The 18,775-nt window shown below is 56.5% G+C and carries 14 protein-coding genes; 4 read left to right on the top strand and 10 right to left on the bottom strand.

Annotated elements, in window-relative coordinates; all coding sequences use genetic code 11:
• Nucleotides 1–58: 58 nt before the first annotated feature.
• The 6 genes from F3G95_RS11200 to F3G95_RS11175 form a co-directional block, all read right to left on the bottom strand.
• Nucleotides 59–2,632, bottom strand: coding sequence for a response regulator (locus F3G95_RS11200; protein ID WP_149794993.1), 2,574 nt, complete (start codon nucleotides 2,630–2,632; stop codon nucleotides 59–61).
• Nucleotides 2,622–3,449: a transporter substrate-binding domain-containing protein gene (locus F3G95_RS11195; protein WP_149794992.1), complete on the bottom strand. Its 828-nt coding sequence runs from the start codon at nucleotides 3,447–3,449 to the stop codon at nucleotides 2,622–2,624. Before F3G95_RS11195 ends, F3G95_RS11200 begins: the two co-directional genes overlap by 11 nt.
• Before the next feature lie 38 nt (nucleotides 3,450–3,487).
• Complete coding sequence (locus tag F3G95_RS11190; protein WP_347562912.1) at nucleotides 3,488–5,224, bottom strand: diguanylate cyclase; 1,737 nt, start codon at nucleotides 5,222–5,224, stop codon at nucleotides 3,488–3,490.
• A gap of 63 nt (nucleotides 5,225–5,287) precedes the next feature.
• A complete protein-coding gene (locus F3G95_RS11185; RefSeq protein ID WP_149794990.1) occupies nucleotides 5,288–7,546 on the bottom strand; it encodes an ATP-binding protein in 2,259 nt (752 codons plus the stop codon).
• A 25-nt stretch (nucleotides 7,547–7,571) separates the two neighbouring features.
• Nucleotides 7,572–9,359: an extracellular solute-binding protein gene (locus F3G95_RS11180; RefSeq protein ID WP_149794989.1), complete on the bottom strand. Its 1,788-nt coding sequence runs from the start codon at nucleotides 9,357–9,359 to the stop codon at nucleotides 7,572–7,574.
• A gap of 74 nt (nucleotides 9,360–9,433) precedes the next feature.
• A complete protein-coding gene (locus F3G95_RS11175) occupies nucleotides 9,434–9,850 on the bottom strand; it encodes a hypothetical protein (protein ID WP_149794988.1) in 417 nt (138 codons plus the stop codon).
• Nucleotides 9,851–9,883: 33 nt separating this feature from the next.
• Between F3G95_RS11175 and F3G95_RS11170 the strand changes: the two genes are divergently transcribed.
• Nucleotides 9,884–11,449 (top strand): recombinase family protein, encoded by a 1,566-nt coding sequence (locus F3G95_RS11170; protein WP_149794987.1) that lies wholly within the window; start codon nucleotides 9,884–9,886, stop codon nucleotides 11,447–11,449.
• An 892-nt stretch (nucleotides 11,450–12,341) separates the two neighbouring features.
• Here F3G95_RS11170 and F3G95_RS11160 read toward each other — a convergent pair.
• The 3 genes from F3G95_RS11160 to F3G95_RS14090 are packed head-to-tail and all read right to left on the bottom strand — an operon-like array spanning nucleotide 12,342 to nucleotide 14,251.
• On the bottom strand, nucleotides 12,342–13,226 hold the full coding sequence (locus F3G95_RS11160; protein ID WP_149794986.1) for a TlpA disulfide reductase family protein: 885 nt from the start codon (nucleotides 13,224–13,226) through the stop codon (nucleotides 12,342–12,344).
• A 4-nt stretch (nucleotides 13,227–13,230) separates the two neighbouring features.
• The gene (locus F3G95_RS11155) at nucleotides 13,231–14,115 is read right to left on the bottom strand and encodes a 4Fe-4S binding protein (RefSeq protein ID WP_149794985.1); all 885 of its coding nucleotides are present in this window, start codon (nucleotides 14,113–14,115) and stop codon (nucleotides 13,231–13,233) included.
• Nucleotides 14,108–14,251 (bottom strand): CD1871A family CXXC motif-containing protein, encoded by a 144-nt coding sequence (locus tag F3G95_RS14090; protein ID WP_347562913.1) that lies wholly within the window; start codon nucleotides 14,249–14,251, stop codon nucleotides 14,108–14,110. The genes F3G95_RS11155 and F3G95_RS14090 overlap by 8 nt, the downstream gene beginning before the upstream one ends.
• 322 nt (nucleotides 14,252–14,573) lie before the next feature.
• Here F3G95_RS14090 and F3G95_RS11145 point away from each other — a divergent pair, with 322 nt between their 5' ends.
• From F3G95_RS11145 to F3G95_RS11135, 3 genes are all read left to right on the top strand, one after another.
• Complete coding sequence (locus tag F3G95_RS11145; protein ID WP_149795017.1) at nucleotides 14,574–15,251, top strand: response regulator transcription factor; 678 nt, start codon at nucleotides 14,574–14,576, stop codon at nucleotides 15,249–15,251.
• On the top strand, nucleotides 15,248–16,396 hold the full coding sequence (locus F3G95_RS11140) for a HAMP domain-containing sensor histidine kinase (protein WP_149794984.1): 1,149 nt from the start codon (nucleotides 15,248–15,250) through the stop codon (nucleotides 16,394–16,396). The genes F3G95_RS11145 and F3G95_RS11140 overlap by 4 nt, the downstream gene beginning before the upstream one ends.
• Before the next feature lie 197 nt (nucleotides 16,397–16,593).
• Nucleotides 16,594–17,475 (top strand): aldose 1-epimerase family protein, encoded by an 882-nt coding sequence (locus F3G95_RS11135; protein ID WP_149794983.1) that lies wholly within the window; start codon nucleotides 16,594–16,596, stop codon nucleotides 17,473–17,475.
• Nucleotides 17,476–17,535: 60 nt separating this feature from the next.
• Here F3G95_RS11135 and F3G95_RS11130 read toward each other — a convergent pair whose 3' ends face one another.
• Nucleotides 17,536–18,723, bottom strand: coding sequence for an LL-diaminopimelate aminotransferase (locus F3G95_RS11130; protein WP_149794982.1), 1,188 nt, complete (start codon nucleotides 18,721–18,723; stop codon nucleotides 17,536–17,538).
• Nucleotides 18,724–18,775: the final 52 nt, after the last annotated feature.

The following is an 18,775-nucleotide window of genomic DNA, read 5'->3' as shown; positions in this document are numbered from 1 at the left end:
GTCAAGAGCCTCTGCGAAGCCTGCTGCGGGTGCTTTTGCTTTTGTCGGCTGGCAGCCGTTATGATTTCAGTACATCTGCAAGGACCTGCAGCAGATGCGGAATATCCAGCGGCTTTGCAATGTGGCCGTCCATACCGGCCTTCAATGCATTCTGACGGTCTTCTTCAAAGGCATTTGCCGTCATTGCAAAGATGGGAATGCCTGCCTTTGCAGCATCCGGCAGGGCGCGGATCTGCCGCGTCGCCTCGTAACCGTCCATCTTGGGCATCTGGATGTCCATTAAGATCAAATCGTACTGCCCGGGGGCCGCCTGCTTCATCTTCTGGACAGCGATCTCGCCATCCTCAGCAGTGTCTACCGCAAAGCCCGCTTCCTTCAGGATCTCCAGTGCGAGCTCGCGGTTCAAGGCATTGTCCTCCACCAGCAAAAGTTTCTTTCTCTTGAGCTCGGAGGCATCTGGCTGCGCTGGCTTACAGGCAGGCTCTGCACCGTACGGTTCTGCCAGCACTCTGCGCAGTTCGGAAAGGAACAGCGGCTTTTCGCAGAAGGCGGTCACTCCGGCAGCGCGGGCTTCCTCTTCAATATCCGTCCAATCGTAGGCCGTCAGAATGATGATAGGGCAGCTTTTCCCGATCACCTTGCGGATCTGCCGCGCGACCTCGATGCCGTTCATATCGGGGATGAGCCAGTCGATGATGTAGACGCTGAATTCGTCGCCCTGCTCCATGGCGTATCGGGTGCGGATCACCGCTTCCCGGCCGGAGATCGTCCACTCCGGCCGCATCCCGATCTTGGACAGCATGGTGCTGACGCTCAGGCAGGTGTCGGTATCGTCGTCTGCTACCAATGCGCGCAGCCCTTCCAACTGCGGGAGCTGCTTGGGCTCCACCTTTTGTCCGCTGAGTGCGAAGCAGAGATCTACGATGAATTCGCTGCCCTTGCCCGGTTCACTTTCGATCGCAATGGTGCCGCCCATCATATCCACAATGTTCTTGGTGATGGACATGCCCAGGCCGGTACCCTGAATGCCGCTGACGGTGGAGCTTTCCTCCCGGCTGAACGCCTCAAAGATGTGCTTCTGGAACTCTTCGCTCATACCGATGCCATTGTCCTTGATGCGGAACTCATAGCAGCCACGGCCCTTGGGCGCACCGTTCTTCTGGGCAATGCGGATGCTGATCGTACCGCCTGTGGGAGTGAACTTGATGGCGTTGGACAAAATGTTCAGCAGGATCTGGTTCAGCCGCAGCGGGTCGGTGATGATGTCCTCGTTCTCCACGTCCATGGTATCGATGAAAAGCGACAGCCGCTTTGCCGAAACATCGGGTTGGATGATGGAGCGCACACCGTGGACGAGGTCCGGCAGATGCACCGCTTTTTCTTCAATTTTTACTTTTCCGCTCTCGATGCGGCTCATATCCAGCACATCATTGATGAGGGAAAGCAGATGCTGGCTGGAGGTAGAGATCTTTTTCAGGTAGTCCAGCACCTGTTCCTTATTATCAATATGGGTCGCAGCCAGCGAGGTGAAGCCGATGATGGCGTTCATGGGGGTGCGAATATCGTGGCTCATATTGAACAGGAACTCCCGCTTGGCACGGTTTGCCGCACCCTCGTGCTGGAGTGCGATCTCCAGTTTGCGGTTCTGTTCCTCCAGCTGAGCCTGATACTTCTTCTCCTGCTCTTTCTTCTGCTGCTCCATCTCCTGCACGGAGCGTCTGCGCAGCACCCGAAGGACCATTACAAGCAGGATGTAACCGGCCAGCGCCATCAAAATCAACGGAAACGATTCACGGAAGACGGATTTTTCATCCGTATACGCATAGAGATCGAAAGACCTTCCGTGGCAGTACATTCCAACATAGCAGCCGGAGCCGTTCCAATCGTGGGTATGGGTCAGCGTTTTGGCAGCCCCGGCTTTACGGATCTCCCGCACCGGCGGACTGTCCGCAGCATCCTGCCCGATCAGCTCCGGGCGGTTGGAGGCAATGACCTGATTGTTCTGCACGATGAACAATGTGCCGCTGGTCTCAACCGAGTAACCGTCCAGTACGCTCTGGATGGACAAGGCCGTTCCTTCTACAAATTCTGCCGGGGTATAGCGGTAGGCAAGCAGGATGACCTCTTTGCTTTCTGCCCGGTGTGCCGCAACATCCACGGCAGACCCATCCTCCAGCAGGACCCGCTTCAGATAGGTTTTTTGCGGGTAAGAGAAAACGTCCAGAACCGTATTGAGCTGCGACCCAAACCGGGCATAGCCGATGCCGTTCGTTGTGGATTCGCACAGGAGCGTACCGTCCGGGGCCAGAACCGAAATACCTGTGAGCCAGAGCAGCTCTGCCTGCCTGTTCAGGCATTGCGGGTCGGAAAGGTCGAGCGCAGGGTCCTGTGCCAGCTGATGCACCGATACCGCCGCGCGGCGGAGCGCTTTGGCCACAACCGTATCGTTGTGCTTTTCAAAGCTGGTGGACTGGGATTTGACAAAATCAAGGATCTGGCAGAAACGAGCCTCCGTTGCACGCAGTGCCTGCCAACTCGAGAAAAAAACGACGCCGGCCATAAAAAGCACGCCGATGACCAGATAGAGCCCCCATCTCCATGTATCTGAGATGGTTCTGTTTTTACATGCCAATGGTGTCCACCTCCAGATACTGCGAAGCATGTTCAAGATACTTGCCAAGGATCTGCTCCAGTGAGCCGTCTGTGCGCATCTGCGCAAGAACAGCGTTCAGCTGGATGTCCAGCCTGCGGCTGTCGTTTTTGGCAAAGGCGATGCCCAGACCGGTGACCAGCAGCGGTTCTTCGAGGATGCGGAACTCCACGGAATTGTCCTTCATGTATTGCAGGATGGCCGTCTCATGGGCAGCGATGGCATCCACATAGCCGCAGGCCAGCATCGCATACTGCACGCTGCGGTCTTCGGTGCTGAATACCTCGACGGTCTGCGGGATGCGCGGGTCGGAGCCGCTGAGAAAGATCTCCTCCGGCTTGCCGGTGCTCTGCACGGCGATGGTCTTTCCGGCAAGGTCGCCGAGTGTCCGGATGCTGCTGTCGGCATCCACCGCAGCCACCTGACGGCTCACCATGTAGGGTCCCGCCCAGCGGTATAGCTCCTCGCGCCCATCCATGGAAAAGCAGCCCCAGATGCAGTCGATGGTACCGCTTTCCACCAGATCTGTTTTTTGCTCCCAATCGATCGGTTCAAACCGGGCAGCATATCCCATGCGGCGGAAGGCTTCGGTGGCGATCTCCACGTCGATCCCGGCGGGAATGCCGTCATTGTTCAGATAAATATAGGGCGGATAGGTATCGCTTCCCACAATGAGCTGCGGAAGACTGCTGTCCTTCGCGTTCGTTTCGTCGCAGGAAGTCAGACTGCCGACGGCAGCAGATGCCGCCAGCAGCGTGCAGCCGCGCAGAAATGCACGGCGTGAGATTCTGTGTTTCATTTGGGCTTTTTGTTCTCCTGTTTTATTGCATCCATTGCTCAGTTGTGCTGCTGTAATTCTTCTTTCAGGTCAGCCTGAATATCCGTCAGGCACTGCAGCAGCAGCGGGTTGAACGCTCCGCACTCGCCGTTCAGGATCATCTGCACGGCTTTTTTGTGGGAGAAGGCTTTTTTGTAGCAGCGTTCGCTGGTCAGTGCATCGTACACATCAGCCAGCGAGACCAGTTGTGCGCTGATGGGGATCTCATCGCCCTTCAGTCCATCCGGGTAGCCGCGCCCATCCCAGCGTTCGTGGTGCCAGCGGGCGATCTCGTAGGCCGTTTGCAGCAGCGGCTGCTCGGCAAAATTATCCAGATCATGCAGCATCTTGGCTCCCAGCATACTGTGGGTCTTCATGACCTCGAATTCCTCCGGGGTCAGTTTGCCGGGCTTATTAAGGACCTTTTCGTCAATGCCGATTTTTCCGATGTCGTGCAGGGCAGAAGCCAGCGGGATCATATCCTGCTGTTCCGCAGTGATCGAGTATCTGCTGCTGGTCTCCAACAGACGGCGGAGCAGCAGCTCGGTGATGATACGGATGTGCCGCACATGGGCGCCGCTTTCGCCGTTGCGGAATTCTACGATATGACTCAGCACACCCACCAGCGTATCCGTATTATTTTCACGGGCGCGGATCTGCTCAGAGACCATCTGCACCAGCCGCCGCTGCTTGGCGTACAGCTTGATGGTGTTGGTCACACGGCGGTACACGATACGAGCATCGAAGGGGCGATTGACATAATCACTTGCGCCCAGCTCATAGGAACGCCGGATCGTCGCATCGGAGTCCTCGCTGGAGATCATAATGACCGGGATATCCTCGATGGTGTGGTTGGTATTCATGGCTTTCAGCACTTCAAAGCCGTCCATAACGGGCATATTGATGTCCAGCAGCACCAGTGCAATGTTTCCGGTTTCGGCCTGCAATTTTTCCATGCATTCCTGTCCGTTTTCGGCTTCCAGAATGTGGTAACTGTCTCCCAGGATCTCTGTCAGCATCATGCGGTTCATTGCGGAGTCATCCACAAGTAAGATCTGTGGCTTGTTCTGCAAAAGTTTTTCCAAAGCCGCCAGGTTATGCCCCGGAACCTCCACCATGACGGCATTCTTGCGGCACTTTGCCTGATACATCAGCCGATCCGCCCGGCGAACGATGTTTTCCATAGGGTCGGCGAGGGACTGTATCGTTCCGCCAATGCTCAGCGAGATACGAAAATGCGAATAGCCGGGTACAGATGCCATCTGCGCGGCGGTGCAGATCTGTTCCAGTTTGGTCTGCAAAAAGTCTCCCGGAATGCCGGGTAACACCAGCAGAAATTCGTCTCCGCCGTAGCGGATGAGCAGGTCCGACTTCCGGATGCAGGACTGGATGGTGTTTGCCACCGTTTTCAGTGCCATATCTCCGGCGTAATGCCCATAGGTATCGTTGCAGATCTTGAAATCATCCACATCCATCAGTGCGACACCCGCCGGGCCGATGGTTTTGCGGGCAACTTCTTCGTAATAGCGGCGGTTGTAAATTCCTGTCAGCGGATCCCGATAAAGCTCGTCTTTGAGCTGCTGCTCCCGTGCAGCGCGCTGTCGGGCTGTTTCGTCCTCCGATACTTTCTGATTTTCGGTCAGTTGTTTCAGCGCCTGCTCCGCTGCGGCAAGAGCGGCTCCCTGTTGATGAAGTTTTTTCAACAGCTGCTGCTCACGCGCTTTGTAATATTCCTCGATCTCGGAAAGTGTATTCACGTTCTGACCCTCTTCTACATCATTTGTGTGTTTCATCTGCGGAAACGCGCTTTTCCGCTATTTTTAATGGGGAGGGGTAACGCGGAAGCGTTTCACCGTCTGTTCCAGAGCTGCAATGTCAACGGGTTTGGAGAGATGTTCGTCCATGCCGGCTTCCTTGCTCTTTTGCATATCCTCAAGGAAGGCGTTGGCGGTCATGGCAAGGATGGGGATGATCCTGCCCAGCGGATTTTCGCCATTGCGGATGCGGCGGGTGGCCTCCAGGCCGTCCATCACCGGCATCTGCACGTCCATCAAAATCATGTCGTACTCGCCGGGCTTGACGCTGGCAAAGGCATCCACGATCTCCTGACCGTTGGAGCAGACGGTGCAGCTTGCGCCCTTGGACTCCAGCAGCATTTCCAGGATCTCGGCGTTGATGGCGTTATCCTCGGCGCAGAGGAACTTCATGCCGGACAGGGGAGAAGCGGTCTCTTCTTCCTCCGGGAGCACCTGTGCCTCTTGCACCGTATCTGCTTCGGCATCAATGGGAAATTCCAGCACGACCTCAAAGCGGGTACCCTTACCGGGGGCGCTCTCCACGCTGATGGAACCGCCCATCAGGTCTACGATGCTCCTGGTGATGGCCATGCCAAGGCCGGTGCCCTGCACCTTATTGGTGCCGGATCTTTCCTCGCGGGTAAAGGGGTCAAAAAGGGTCTTTTGAAACTCCTCGCTCATGCCGATGCCGTCATCCTGCACCACAAAGCGGTACCGGGCGAAGTGCTCGTTCCGGGGCAGCTCTTCCATCTCCAACCGGATATGCCCGCCCTTGGGCGTATATTTGACCGCGTTGGAGAGGATGTTCATCAGCACCTGATTCAGGCGGTTGGGGTCTGCCAGTACGTTTTCGTGCTGCAGATGGGTGTTTACCGTAAAGGTCTGGCGGCGCTGGCCTGCCTGCTGACGGATGATGCTGTCCAGCTGGCTGACCTGCTGGGGCAGGTTCATTTTTTCCACATTCAGGGTGGTCTTGCCGCTCTCGATGCGGCTCATGTCCAGAATATTGTTGATGATGCCCAGCAGCAGCTGACCGGAAGTTTCCAGCTTGTCCAGATGTTCGGCCAGCTTTTCCGGCTGGTGCAGCTCGTTTTTCATCAGGGTGGTAATGCCGATGATGGCGTTCATGGGGGTACGGATGTCGTGGCTCATGTTGGAGAGGAAGTCCGTCTTGGCCTTGCTGGCGCGCTCTGCGGACTGTAACGCCTCTGCGGCAGCATCCTGCGCCTGCCGCAGCTCATCGTTTACCTGCGTCAGATGGATGTTGTATTGTTCCAGACGGAGGTTCGCTTCTTTTTCAGCCCGCAGCTCCTGCTGCTGCTTTTGCCGCAGGAGAAACCAGCCGACGAAAACTGTTATGACCGAGAACATCATCGCAATGACGATGATGATGACCATGACGATGTTGACCAGCTTCTGCGTATTCACGGCCACATATTCTGCCGGAACAAGGAACGCCAGTGTCCACTGGGCGTTTTCCATCTGCTTCAGGGCGTAGAAATACTCAGTCCCATCCAGCACGGCGTTGGAATAGCAGGAGCCTGTGCGGGCAAGCCGCTCCTTTGCCCCCGCAAAGGAAGAGCCGTGCAGATAGGACATCTGGGAGAGGACGGTGTATACGTTGTGTCCCTTCAGCAGCTCGGTGTCATTGGCGTTAAACAGCTTGAAGCCATCGTGATCCAGCACATAGACGCTGTTGTTGTTTTCGTAGGCGTCACAGCGGAAATAATCGTTCAGCTGGGTCATGCTCTGGGAGATGCCAAAGTAGCGCAGGGTGATCTCTTTTTCTCCGCTTTGCAGTGTGATGGGGGTGGAAAGCTGCTCCAGAAATACCATCCGGGAGTCGTCCTCGGTCAGCGAGTTGGAAACATAGCTGACCCACTCCGGTGCGCTTTCCAGATAGTTCATTCCCCGCAGCAGCCCCATGCGGCCATACTCGGTATAATAATGTCCGGCAGAATCCACGGCTACCAGTTCGATCTGTTTTTCATGGTAATTGGAAAGCTCCGACAGCTTTTTCAGATAGCGGTAGAGATCGGTATCGGTCTTTAGCGTGGTGTAGTACAAATAATTGCATTGTACATCCACCTCGTCCCAGTGGGTGTCGATGACATCTTCCAGACTGTGGAACATCTGGTGGGTGACTTCTTCCATCTGGCTCAGCCGCTCATGGTAGACAAGGTTCTGGATGTAGGTCTGGCTCATGACAAAAAGGGTCAGGAGCGACACGATGATGACAAAGCCGAAGCCGCCAAACAGCTTTTTATAGATTTTGTTGTTCACATCCAGTATCTCCTGTCCGTTTTGTTCAGCTCCATGCGGTATCTGCCCGGCTGATGGTGGTGTATGCGCCAAAGAAGGCTTTTGCGGCATCCATGCCCACCACGCCGCTGTCTGTGACCGTTGCTTCGGCAGCCAGCTGGTCGCTCACACCGCAGATGGCTACCTGATAAGTTTTGTCCGCCTCCGGCTGCACCGGGCTTACCAGCACATAGGGGTAGCCCTTGCCGTTGCCGTAGGCATCGTAACCAGAAGCAAGCAGGCCGCTGATCTGCTGCCCGGTTAGGGTGACGGTCTGGATGGTGCGGTTCCAGCCGGTGGGCAGAATGACCGAAAGGTCGTAATCCGTAATATCCTTGGCGTACAGTTTGGCCGCTACGCCGTGGTGGTTCTGATCGGTGGGGTTGCCGGGGATCCATGTGCTCAGTGAGACCAGCGCAAGGTCGCTGTCGGTGGCCTGTGCGAAGCAGCGCCCCACCAGCATGGCGCAGTCCTCCTGCGAAAGTTCTTCGGTGACGGTAGTGATGACATCCGGGGTGTTGTTCACCACACTATCCTGATCCTCGTCCATCTGACGGATGACATCCTCCATGGTGGCGTTGCCCTTCATGAAGTCCAGCATTTTAAGGCCGGTGGTCACGATGGTGTTTTCCCAGCCGGAATAGATAAAGGGCGCGGTGTTGCCTGCGTTCAGGGCATCGGCGATGTCGGCATAGTAGGTGCCGTCCGCTTTTGCGTCCTTGAAGGGCAGCAGGCTGCTTTTCAACGCCGTTGCGGGCTGCAGAGCGCTGGTGCCTGCAACGGTGGAAAGCACACGCATCACCTTGAGCGCATCTTCCAGTTTCTGGGGGTCCTGCTCCAGCTTTTTATTCAGACCGTAGAAGCGGTTCACATTCAGCACAAAGACGTTCTGGGTGCCGTCCTCGGAAAGATACGGCATCAGGCCGAATTTATCGGCGTTGCCGTCTGCCTCCACAATGCCGTTGGTGTTTCCGATCAGAAACAGGGTGTTCCCCTCGGTCATCCTCTGCCGGGTCACATTGTCGTCAAGAGCATCGCCGGAGTCGTTCAGCATCCCGATGTCCTTCCACTTCTGGACATAGGCCATGGCCTGCATCATGCCGGGGGTATTGCTGACATTTGCCTTACCGGACAGATAATCCCGCTGCCACAGCCTGCCGTCCAGTGTGCCGAGGAAATCGGCATCCGCAATGTTGCACAGGTACTGGAAACCGTAGCCCGGGTACTGGATCTGCGGCAGACAGAGATCGACCCCGGCTTCCTTTGTCTTTGCGGCCAGTTCTTCCAGCTCAGCGAAAGAATTGGGCAGCTCCCAGCCGTATTTCTTCAGCAGGGTCTTGTTGTAGGTGATGCCGTAGCAGTTGTAGGTCGAGGGCAGCAGGTAGATGGCACCGTTGTCGAACACGTCCTGCAGACGGGACTCCACATAGTTATCCGTAAAATCGTAGCCGGAAAGGTCCAGCAGTTTGTCGGAGACCAGATCGATCCGGGGGTCGTAGTAGGTCAAGGTGCAGACGTCCGGCAGGTCGCCCGCCGCAAACATATTCTGCAGACAGGTGGTGGTGTTATCGCCGCTGTAGGGCACGACCTCGATGTTCACTTCCGGGTAAACGCTGTGTACCTGCTCAATAAAGGCTTCTATCTCCTTATAAGGTGCCATAAAGGTGATGGCTTCGTGAGTAGCGTCTTTTTTAGCCGTTTCGGTCTTAGTGCCGCCGCAGGCGGTCAGTGCTGCCGCTGCCGCAGTAATGCCGCAGACCTGCAAAAACGAGCGGCGGGAGATCTTTTTCATCATATAAATATACTTTCTCACATTTTCGGAAAGCAATACTACGCAAGTGCAGGAGCGCAGTGCTGCCTTAGCTACTCTTACACATCCCACAGGAACTCCGACGCTTGCGGCCTGTCCGCACGGGGCTTTGCGCCGAGTTTCCATAAAATGACAGTATAATTGTACCATTGCGGCAAAGGCGTTTCAAGTTGATTTTGAACGTCTTTCCATATTTTGCATAAAAAATATGGAAAGTTCTGAATTTCGCTGACTGGAAATAGACTGAAGTGACCCATATCACGACCAGATGGACCGAAAAGGGGGATTCGATGAAAAAAACTCCTTTTATTCTGCACGAAAAATTTCGTTCGGACAACAATGAACAGCGCAAAGAACGGTTTCAAAAGGAATTTGAGCGATATATCATCGATGGATTGCTCAATGCCGTTCCTCCAAGCTCCTGCGCCTGATGCGGCATCCCTGAATTGGAAGGAGAGATGCGTTATGCTGCGCATGGATGCTCGTGTACAAAAAGAAGGGGGCAGATCATGAAAGCAGCAATTTATTGCCGCCTGAGCAAAGAAGATGAAGATAAAATTGGTGAATCGGAGAGCATTCAGAATCAAAAGTCGATGCTGCTCCAGTACGCCCTGGAGAAAGGATTTGAGATTTACCAGATCTATTCGGATGAGGACTATTCCGGCATCGACCGGAACCGTCCGGCATTCAATTCGATGCTGCAAGCCGCAAGCGAACATCGGTTTGATGTGGTACTGGCCAAAACACAATCCCGTTTCACCCGTGACATGGAGCTCGTGGAAAAGTATCTGCACGGAAAGTTCATGGAGTGGGGCGTCCGCTTCATTGCGGTGGTAGACCATGTGGATACCAACGATACCGCGAACAAAAAATCCCGCCAGATCAACGGCCTGATCAACGAGTGGTATCTGGAAGATCTGTCCACCAATGTCCGCTCGGTGCTTGACCACAAGCGGAAAGAGGGGCTGTTCATCGGCTCTTTTGCACGGTATGGATACTGCAAAGACCCAAATGCAAAAGGAAAACTCATCATCGACCCGGAAGCGGCCGAAGTGGTAAGGCGGATCTTCTCCATGGCTCTTAACGGGATCGGCGCACACAAGATCGCACGCATCCTGAATGACGAAAAAATTCCAAGCCCAACAGCCTATAAGCAGCTGCATGGCATCCATTACCGCAGTGCATTAAAGAATACAAATGCGGCTCTTTGGAGCAGTCCCACCGTATATCAAATATTACATGATCAGCTTTATATCGGAAATATGGTGCAGGGAAAGCATAAAAAGATAAGTTACAAGTCTGAAAAGACGATTTGGCTTCCAAAATCGCAGTGGATCGTTGTAGAAAATACGCATGAAGCGATCATTGAGCGGGAAATGTTTGAAACGGTCCAGAGGATGATGCAGGAGCGCACCCGGAGCGGCGAGAAGGGAACGATCCATCCGCTGGCAAAAAAAGTGGTTTGTGGATGCTGTGGCAGCTGCATGGAGCAAACTGGCCGTCAGCCGAGAGCGGATGGAACACAAAGACGCTATGTTCGCTGCCGGATGCACCAGCGCGCACCGGAAGTGTGCGGCAACAAGACCTGTACCGATATGAACGCATTGGAGAATGCGGTACTGGAACGTATCCGGGCGTATGCGGCAGACTATTTTGACCCTGAAAAAGTTACCCTTCCAGAACAGGATGACCCCATCCGGCAGCGAGAGCAGGCCAGGCGCGACGAGCTGAAGCGGTTGAAGAGCGAAGCAGCCCGGCGGCGCAAGGCCATGCAGGAGTTGTATCTGGATAAGGTGTCTGGTCTGATTGATACCGTTCAGTTTTCTGAAATGAACCAGACCTTTCTGGAAGAAGTGAAAAAGGCAGAGACCCGGATCGATACATTGGAAACGGAACTGGAACAACAGCAGGAAGAAACCGGTGGAGTCCAGACACAGAGGCAGCGTGTCCGTGAACTGTCACAGGTTTCGCAGTTGACCCGCGAACTTGTTGTACTGTTGGTCCATCGTGTTATTGTCAGCCCAAAAGATCCGCTTACCGGAGAACAAAAAATAACGATCGAATGGAATTTCTGAGTCGGCAGGCAGTTCGACTGCCCCGCTGGGCTATTTTCGTCAGCCCAGGTCGGATACACCTCACTGGACGCCACGTTGGCGATATAGCTGCGGAACGAGACGGTGACGTTCCGGGCCGAGGCGGCGGGCCTGCCGAGATGGACGGTGATGTTCTTCGGGATGATGACCCGGTCCAGCACCCGCGGCGTACAGGAGAGGAACGGGTTCGGGCCGCTGCCGCCGTCGCCGGTGAAGAGGCTGTGAGGTGGGATGACGATGGGGACGTTGGGCGTGTCCCGAATCTCCTCGGTGTCGGGTATCATCTCGGGCTGGGCCAGCGTCACCTGCCCGGGAAAGACCTGCACGCCCTGGATGCGGACGGTGCGGTAGCCGGTCTTGGAGGCCACGAGGTCACAGACCGCGTAGGGGCGCTGCGTGGTGTTGTTCTCGTCCAGCGAGAGAGCACAGGCGGGGGTGGTAAGGGTGACGTCGTCGGCGTTGCCTTCGGCGTCGGTCAGGCGGGTGGCGGTGAAGCCGTTGCCGCTGACGGTGACGGTCACACCCTCGACAGGGCTGGACTGACGGGCCGCAAAGGCCTGGATGCGGAGAGTTCCGGTGTTCTTCATGGAGATACGCTCCTTTGCTGGTAAAAGTATGCTTTTGCCCCAGCGTATTCCGTCCGGCGCCCGGGCGTGCATGACAATGCCCGGTGCAAACAAAAAAAGCCGCCCGTAGGCGGCAGGGAATTACAGAAATCAAATTTTCTCTAAAGGCTTCCCCCGGTTGGGGGGAAGCTGTCACCGCAGGTGACTGATGAGGGCGCAAACGAGCAGCAGCTTACGGGAAATTGCCCCTCATCCGGCTGCTCTGGGACGAACTCTAAAAGTTGATTTCCGTGGCAGGGGAGAATAGCTTATTTGGCGTTGTCCTTGGAAAGGGCAGCGTCAATATTTTTTTGCAGGGCGGCAAGGTTTTCTTCCTTGTCGATGCCGCCCAGCAGGGGCTGGCCCACAACGTTGCCGTCCCGGTCAAAAACGTAGGTGGTGGGGAAGGCCATGATGTTCAGCGCAAACTTGCCGGCGTCGCTGCCGGAGGCAAAATAGATGTTGCGGTAGCTTGCGCCCGTTGCAGCCAGCAGTTTTTTGGCGGCATCAATGCCCTGCTGGTTGCCGTCTAGCGTCTCGGTGTTGATGCCGACAACCTCGCCGCCCTGTGCCTTGACCTTCTCGTTCAGGGCGTTCAGGTCGTCCAGTTCCTCTACGCAGGGCTTGCAGCCGTTGAACCAGAAGTTCACCACCGTAAAGGCGTTGCCCGCAAACAGACTGTTGTCCACCGGGTTGCCCTCTAAATCGCTGCCCTCAAACTGGGGGAAGGCAGTGCCCTGTGCGGCAGCGCCGGAAGCGGCCGCGTCCGCGAGGGCAAGGGTGGCAATCTGCTCCTCGATGGCACGGATTTTTTCTGCATCGGCGGTCAGGGTCTTGTACTCCTCATCCGAGAATTGGTCCTTTGTCTTTTCCACGGAGCTGCGCAGAAAATCGCCGTAGTTCGTGCTGAGGGTGGTCTCAGTCATGTTTTTGTCCATGGAAGCGAACACCTTCTCCCACAGGGCATCGTTTGCGGAAAGGATCTCGTTTTCCTCGGCCAGCAGCTGCTCCTCGGTCTTGGTTTCCGCTGCCGCAGAGGAAGCGGCAGAAGAAGAGGATGCAGAAGATGCAGAGGACGCGCCCTGCCCGCAGGCGGCAAGGCTGAAAGCCAGCGTAAGGCTGAGCAAAAGTGCGGTTACACGGTTGAATTTCATGGTTTTACTCCTTTGTTGTTTCGGTGTTTGATTGGTCTCCCAGCCCGAACTTGTACTGGATGGCGTCCGTGGGGCAGGCTTTCATACACATCCCACAGCGGATACATTCGGCGTGGTTGGGGGTCTTGGTAATGTCTACGTCCATCTTACAGGCCCTTGCGCAGGCGCCGCAGGAGACGCATTTGTGGGTGTCTACACGCATCTGGAACAGCGAGACCTTGTTCAGCAGCGCATAAAACGCGCCCAGCGGGCACAGCCACTTGCAGAAGGGGCGGTAGAACACCACGCTGCCCATAATGACTGCCAGCAGAATGCAGGCTTTCCATGTGAACAGCTTGCCCAGCGCGGCGCGGATGCCAGCATTGGTCAGGGAGAGGGGAAGGGCGCCTTCCAGCACGCCCTGTGGGCAGAGATATTTGCAGAAGAAGGGGTCGCCCATGCCCAGCTCGTTGACCGCCAGCAATGGCAGCAGCACCACCATGACCAGCAGCACCGCATACTTTAAATAGCGCAGCGGCTTTAGCTTTTTGGTGGAAAGCTTGGGAGAGGGAATCTTGTGCAAAAGCTCCTGAAACCACCCGAACGGGCAGAGGAAACCGCAGATGAACCGTCCCAGCAGCACCCCGAAAAGGATGAGAATGCCGGTGATGTAGTAGGAAAAGCGGAATTTGGAAGAGCCCACTACCGCCTGAAACGCCCCCACCGGGCAGGCACCGGCAGCGCCCGGGCAGGAATAGCAGTTCAGCCCCGGGACGCAGACGTATTTTCCATTGCCCTGATACAGCGTTCCTTTAGCAAAGTTGGGCAGGTGGATGTTGGTTAAAAGGGTCGCTCCGGCCTGTATAAAGCCCCGGAACCGGGCAAGGGGATTTAATTTTTTCTTATCCAATGCCCACACACTCCATACACAGCCGGATGGCTTTTGAAAATACGGTGTCTGCCTCGCCCCGCCATACGCCGAACAGCAGCATCAGTACCCCGGCAGCAAGCAAAAGCAGCTGCGCCTGTTTTTTTGGCATGAACATCATAGCCTCCTGTTGTTTGATGGCACCAGTATACACCATGCGGGATAAAATTTCTGCTAAGGTGTATCTGAAAACAAAGAAAATGACGAATATTTCGCAAGCACAAGCGGGATTTAAGGCAAATAGCCGCAGGAATCCTTTGTGGATTTCAAGGCTGTTTAACGCAAAATCCAGCTGTGCTTGTAGAAATAGACTAAATTTTCGACTTTTCAGATACACCCTAGGAAAATCTTAACACGAATCTTAACACCGTCTGCTATAATCTGTTATAATGAAGAAAAACGCAAGAAATGGATTTTTTACGGGAAGGGTGGAAAACAAAATGCGCCTTTTGGTGGTAGAGGACGAGCACTCCCTGCGGGAGGACATTGCCCGGAAGCTGCGGTTGTCCGGGTACGAGGTGGACGCCTGTGCAGACGGCGAAGCCGCATTGGAAGCGCTGACGGCAGAGCGGTACGACCTTGTACTGCTGGACCTCAATCTGCCCAAGGTGGACGGGATGCAGGTGTTGCGCAGCTTACGGCAGCACGACCTTGAGACCTGTGTGCTGATCTTATCAGCGCGCAGTGAAATTTCAGATAAGGTGGAGGGGCTGGATGCCGGGGCGAACGATTATCTTTCCAAGCCATTCCACCTTGCAGAATTGGAAGCCCGGGTGCGCAGCCTGACCCGGCGCAAGTTCATCCAGCAGGACGTCTGCCTGTGCTGCGGGCGGCTCAGCTTCAACACCCGCAGCCGCGTTGCCACGGTGGATGGTCAGACCCTTGCCCTGACGCGGAAGGAGAGCGGCGTACTGGAATATCTGCTGCTGCATCAGGGACGCCCGGTCAGTCAGGAAGAGCTGATTGAGCACGTCTGGGACGGAAGCGTGGACAGTTTCAGCAACTCCATCCGGGTACATATCTCTGCCCTGCGCAAAAAGCTGCGGGCGGTGCTGGGCTACGACCCCATCCGCAACCGCATCGGGGAAGGCTACGAGATCGGAGGAGAGGTACAATGAAACGGTTGTCCCTGCAATGGCGCATCACCCTGCTGACGGCGCTGCTCATCGCCTGTGCCTGCGTGTGCATGAACCTGCTTTTATACCGCACCGGTGCAACCGGCATGGATGCCCTCAACGGCTTTATGATGCAGTATCAGCCCGGCAGTGAGGATTCCTTGACCATCGAGATCCCGCAGGAGGAAATGTCCAGCCTGCTGGCGCATTTTTCACAGGAAGTCTACGATGCAAAGGTGGTTTTTGGCCGCAAGGGCTGGTGCATCACTGCTGTGGTCACCATCCTCAGCGCGGCCATCGCTTATTTTGTCAGCGGCAGAGCTCTGAAACCGTTGCAGCAGCTTGCGCAGCAGGCGCAGCGGGTCGATCAGGACAGCATTGCTACCGTCCGTCTGGACGAAGATACCGTGCAGGAATTCGGGCAGTTGAGCCGGTCGGTAAACCGGATGCTGGATGGCCTGGCACAGTCCTTTGAATTACAACGGCAGTTTGCGGGCAACGCAGCCCACGAGCTGCGCACCCCGCTGGCTATTTTGCAGACGAAGCTGGAACTGTTTGCAGAGGAGCACCCAGCCATGGATGCCGAGACTGCCGGGCTGGTCAGCTCTCTGCGGGAGCAACTGGATCGCCTGACCGCCCTTGTGCGCACTTTATTAGAGATGAGCAATCTGCAATCGATCTCCCGTACTGACCAGATCGCCCTTGCACCGCTGGTGGAGGAAATTTTGACCGACCTGACCCCCCTTGCCCAGAAAAACAATATCTCCTTGCAGCAGGACTGCGCGGAACTGGGCATGGTGGGCAGTGATGCGTTGATCTACCGACTGGTGTTCAATCTGGTGGAAAACGGTATCAAGTATAACCGCCTCGACGGTGCGGTGCGCGTCACTCTGCGGCGGGAAAAGCAAACTGCCGTGCTGCGCGTTGCGGATACCGGCCCGGGCATCCCCGCAGACTGCCGGGAGAGCATCTTCCAGCCCTTTTTCCGGGTGGATAAGTCCCGCAGCCGGGAGATGGGCGGCGTGGGGCTTGGCCTTACCCTTGTGCGGGAGATCGCCGTACTGCACGGCGGCAGTGTGACTGTGGAGAGCAGCAGCGAAAACGGCACTACCTTTGTCGTCACCCTGCCGCTGGCACAGCCCTGTTGAAGCAAGCAGAGCATGGAAATCGTGCTTCCGAATAAAGGCTTCCCCCGGTCGGGGGAAATCTGTCCCCAAGGGGTGAAGGCTTTTGCCCAGTGACGATTTGTGCAAGCATGGGAAGGGGGCTTTATTTTTGGCACACGGGGGAGTATACTGGAAACAGCAGGCCCCGGAAAATAAGAAGGACAAAGGAGATACTGAAAATGCAGGCGACCATTCAAAACGAATTTCTGAGCCTTACGGTGGACACTCACGGTGCCGAGGCCGTCAGCCTGAAGAACGCGGCGGGGGAGGAGCTGCTCTGGCAGGCCGACCCGGCGGTCTGGAAGCGCCACGCGCCCATCCTCTTCCCGTGGACGGGCAAGCTTAAAGGCGGCAGCTTCACCCATGGCGGCAAGACCTACAAGGGCGGCCAGCACGGTTTTGCCCGGGACGTGGAGCACACCCTGCTGAAAGCGGAGGGCGACACCATCCAGCTCGAGCTGCGCCCGGATGAGGCCATGAAGGCGGAGAAGTTCCCCTTCGACTTCGTGCTCACCAGTACCTTCCGGCTGGACGGAAAGACCCTTCACCACACCCTCACCGTCTCGAACCCCGGTGCCGAAGAGCTGCGGTTCGGCATCGGCTACCACCCGGCCTTTCAGGTGCCGTTCGATGACAGCCACACCGTCGAGGACTACGAGTTCCGCTTCGACCAGCCCGAGAGCCCGGTCATCCTCGACGCCAGCGGGGGCGGCCTGCTGACGGGCAAATGCTACTACCAGTGGAAGAACCAGCAGGCCATCCAGCTGACCAACGACCTCTTCGACAACGACAGCTTCTGCATGGCGGGCCTGCGCACCAGGACGCTGGGCATCTACGAGAAGGACACGGGCCGCAGCATCGTCTGCGATGTGGCCGGTTTCCCCTATACCCTTATCTGGTCGGCCCTGTCCAAGCCGGTGCGCTTCGTCTGCATCGAGCCGTGGAACTCGCTGCCCGCCTCGGTGAACGATCCGCAGGAGTGGGAGCAGCGTGCCGCTGCGGCCTGCCTCGCCCCCGGTGAGGAGTGGAGCACGACCCTCAGCACGACCTTCAACCGCTGAACTGCAAGCAAAAAGGGAGGCGCCCCGGCGGGGTGCCTCCCTCTTTTTGTGCGATAAAATTTACAGAGCCTGGATGGCGGTCTTGATGCGCTCAGCGGCCTCTTTGGTCTTCTCGGCGTCACCAAAGGCGGTCAGGCGGAAGTAGCCCTCACCGCACTCGCCGAAGCCCACGCCCGGGGTGCCGACGACGCCGCAGTTCTCCAGCAGCCAGTCGAAGAACTCCCAGCTCTTCATGCTGCCGGGGCAGCGCAGCCAGATGTAGGGGCTGTTCTTGCCGCCGCAGTACCACACGCCGCACTCGTCCAGAGCGTCGGCGATGACCTTGGCGTTCTTGCGGTAGTAGTCGAGGTTGTGCTGGATCTCAGCCATGCCGCTCTCGGTAAAGACGGCGGCAGCGCCGCGCTGCACGACATAAGGCACACCGTTGAACTTGGTGGTCTGGCGGCGCAGCCAGAGCTTGTTGATGTTCATGCCGTCACGTTCCAGATCTTTCGGCACGACGGTGTAGCCGCAGCGGGTGCCGGTGAAGCCTGCGATCTTGGAGAAGGAGCAGATCTCGATGGCGCACTCGCGGGCACCCTCGATCTCGAAGATGCTGCGGGCCAGCTCGCCGTCGGAGATGAAGCACTCGTAAGCGGCGTCGTAGAGGATGATGGCGTTGTTCTTTCTGGCGTACTCCACCCATGCCTTGAGCTGGTCGCGGGTGTAGGCAGCGCCGGTGGGGTTGTTGGGGCTGCAGATGTAGATGATGTCAGCCTTCACGCTGTCGTCGGGCATCCCGAGGAAACCGTTCTCCTGACTGGTGCGGCCATAGATGATCTTGCGGCCATCGGTGACGTTGTCGTCCACATAGGTGGGGTAGACGGGGTCCGGAACGAGGACGGTGTTGTCCACGTCGAACAGGCCCAGCACATTGGCAAGGTCGCTCTTTGCACCGTCGGAGATGAAGATCTCGTCCTCGTCCAGCTTGGTGCCGCGGCCTGCGTAGTAGCCCTGAATGGCCTGCTTGAGGAAGGGGTAGCCCTGCTCGGGGCCGTAGCCGTGGAAGCCTTCCTTGGTACCCATCTCGGTGACGGCGTCATGCATGGCGTCCACGACGCACTTGGCCAGCGGCTGGGTCACATCGCCGATGCCCAGACGGATGATCTCCTTCTCAGGGTGTGCCTCCTGATAGGCGGCGACCTTGTGGGCAATGTCCACGAAGAGGTAGCTGGCCTTCAGCTCATTGTAATGTTTGTTCATTTTCATGATACTTTCCCTCAATTCTTTCTTTATAAGTGGCTTGCCCTCTCAGGCCGCT

Origin of the sequence: Faecalibacterium sp. Marseille-P9312, from assembly GCF_902497445.1 — a bacterium.
GTDB lineage: Bacteria > Bacillota > Clostridia > Oscillospirales > Ruminococcaceae > Faecalibacterium > Faecalibacterium longum.
Note: the sequence above shows the minus strand (reverse complement) of the source record. Positions and strands in the feature narration are given on the sequence as shown.

Excerpts from the sequence above, each read along its gene's own strand:
- F3G95_RS11180 (WP_149794989.1), bottom strand. The coding sequence starts at position 9,359 with ATGATGAAAAAGATCTCCCGCCGCTCGTTTTTGCAGGTCTGCGGCATT.
- F3G95_RS11170 (WP_149794987.1), top strand. The coding sequence starts at position 9,884 with ATGAAAGCAGCAATTTATTGCCGCCTGAGCAAAGAAGATGAAGATAAA.
- F3G95_RS11135 (WP_149794983.1), top strand. The coding sequence starts at position 16,594 with ATGCAGGCGACCATTCAAAACGAATTTCTGAGCCTTACGGTGGACACT.
- F3G95_RS11175 (WP_149794988.1), bottom strand. The coding sequence starts at position 9,850 with ATGCGCAGCATAACGCATCTCTCCTTCCAATTCAGGGATGCCGCATCA.
- F3G95_RS11145 (WP_149795017.1), top strand. The coding sequence starts at position 14,574 with ATGCGCCTTTTGGTGGTAGAGGACGAGCACTCCCTGCGGGAGGACATT.
- F3G95_RS14090 (WP_347562913.1), bottom strand. The coding sequence starts at position 14,251 with ATGTTCATGCCAAAAAAACAGGCGCAGCTGCTTTTGCTTGCTGCCGGG.
- F3G95_RS11140 (WP_149794984.1), top strand. The coding sequence starts at position 15,248 with ATGAAACGGTTGTCCCTGCAATGGCGCATCACCCTGCTGACGGCGCTG.
- F3G95_RS11130 (WP_149794982.1), bottom strand. The coding sequence starts at position 18,723 with ATGAAAATGAACAAACATTACAATGAGCTGAAGGCCAGCTACCTCTTC.
- F3G95_RS11195 (WP_149794992.1), bottom strand. The coding sequence starts at position 3,449 with ATGAAACACAGAATCTCACGCCGTGCATTTCTGCGCGGCTGCACGCTG.
- F3G95_RS11160 (WP_149794986.1), bottom strand. The coding sequence starts at position 13,226 with ATGAAATTCAACCGTGTAACCGCACTTTTGCTCAGCCTTACGCTGGCT.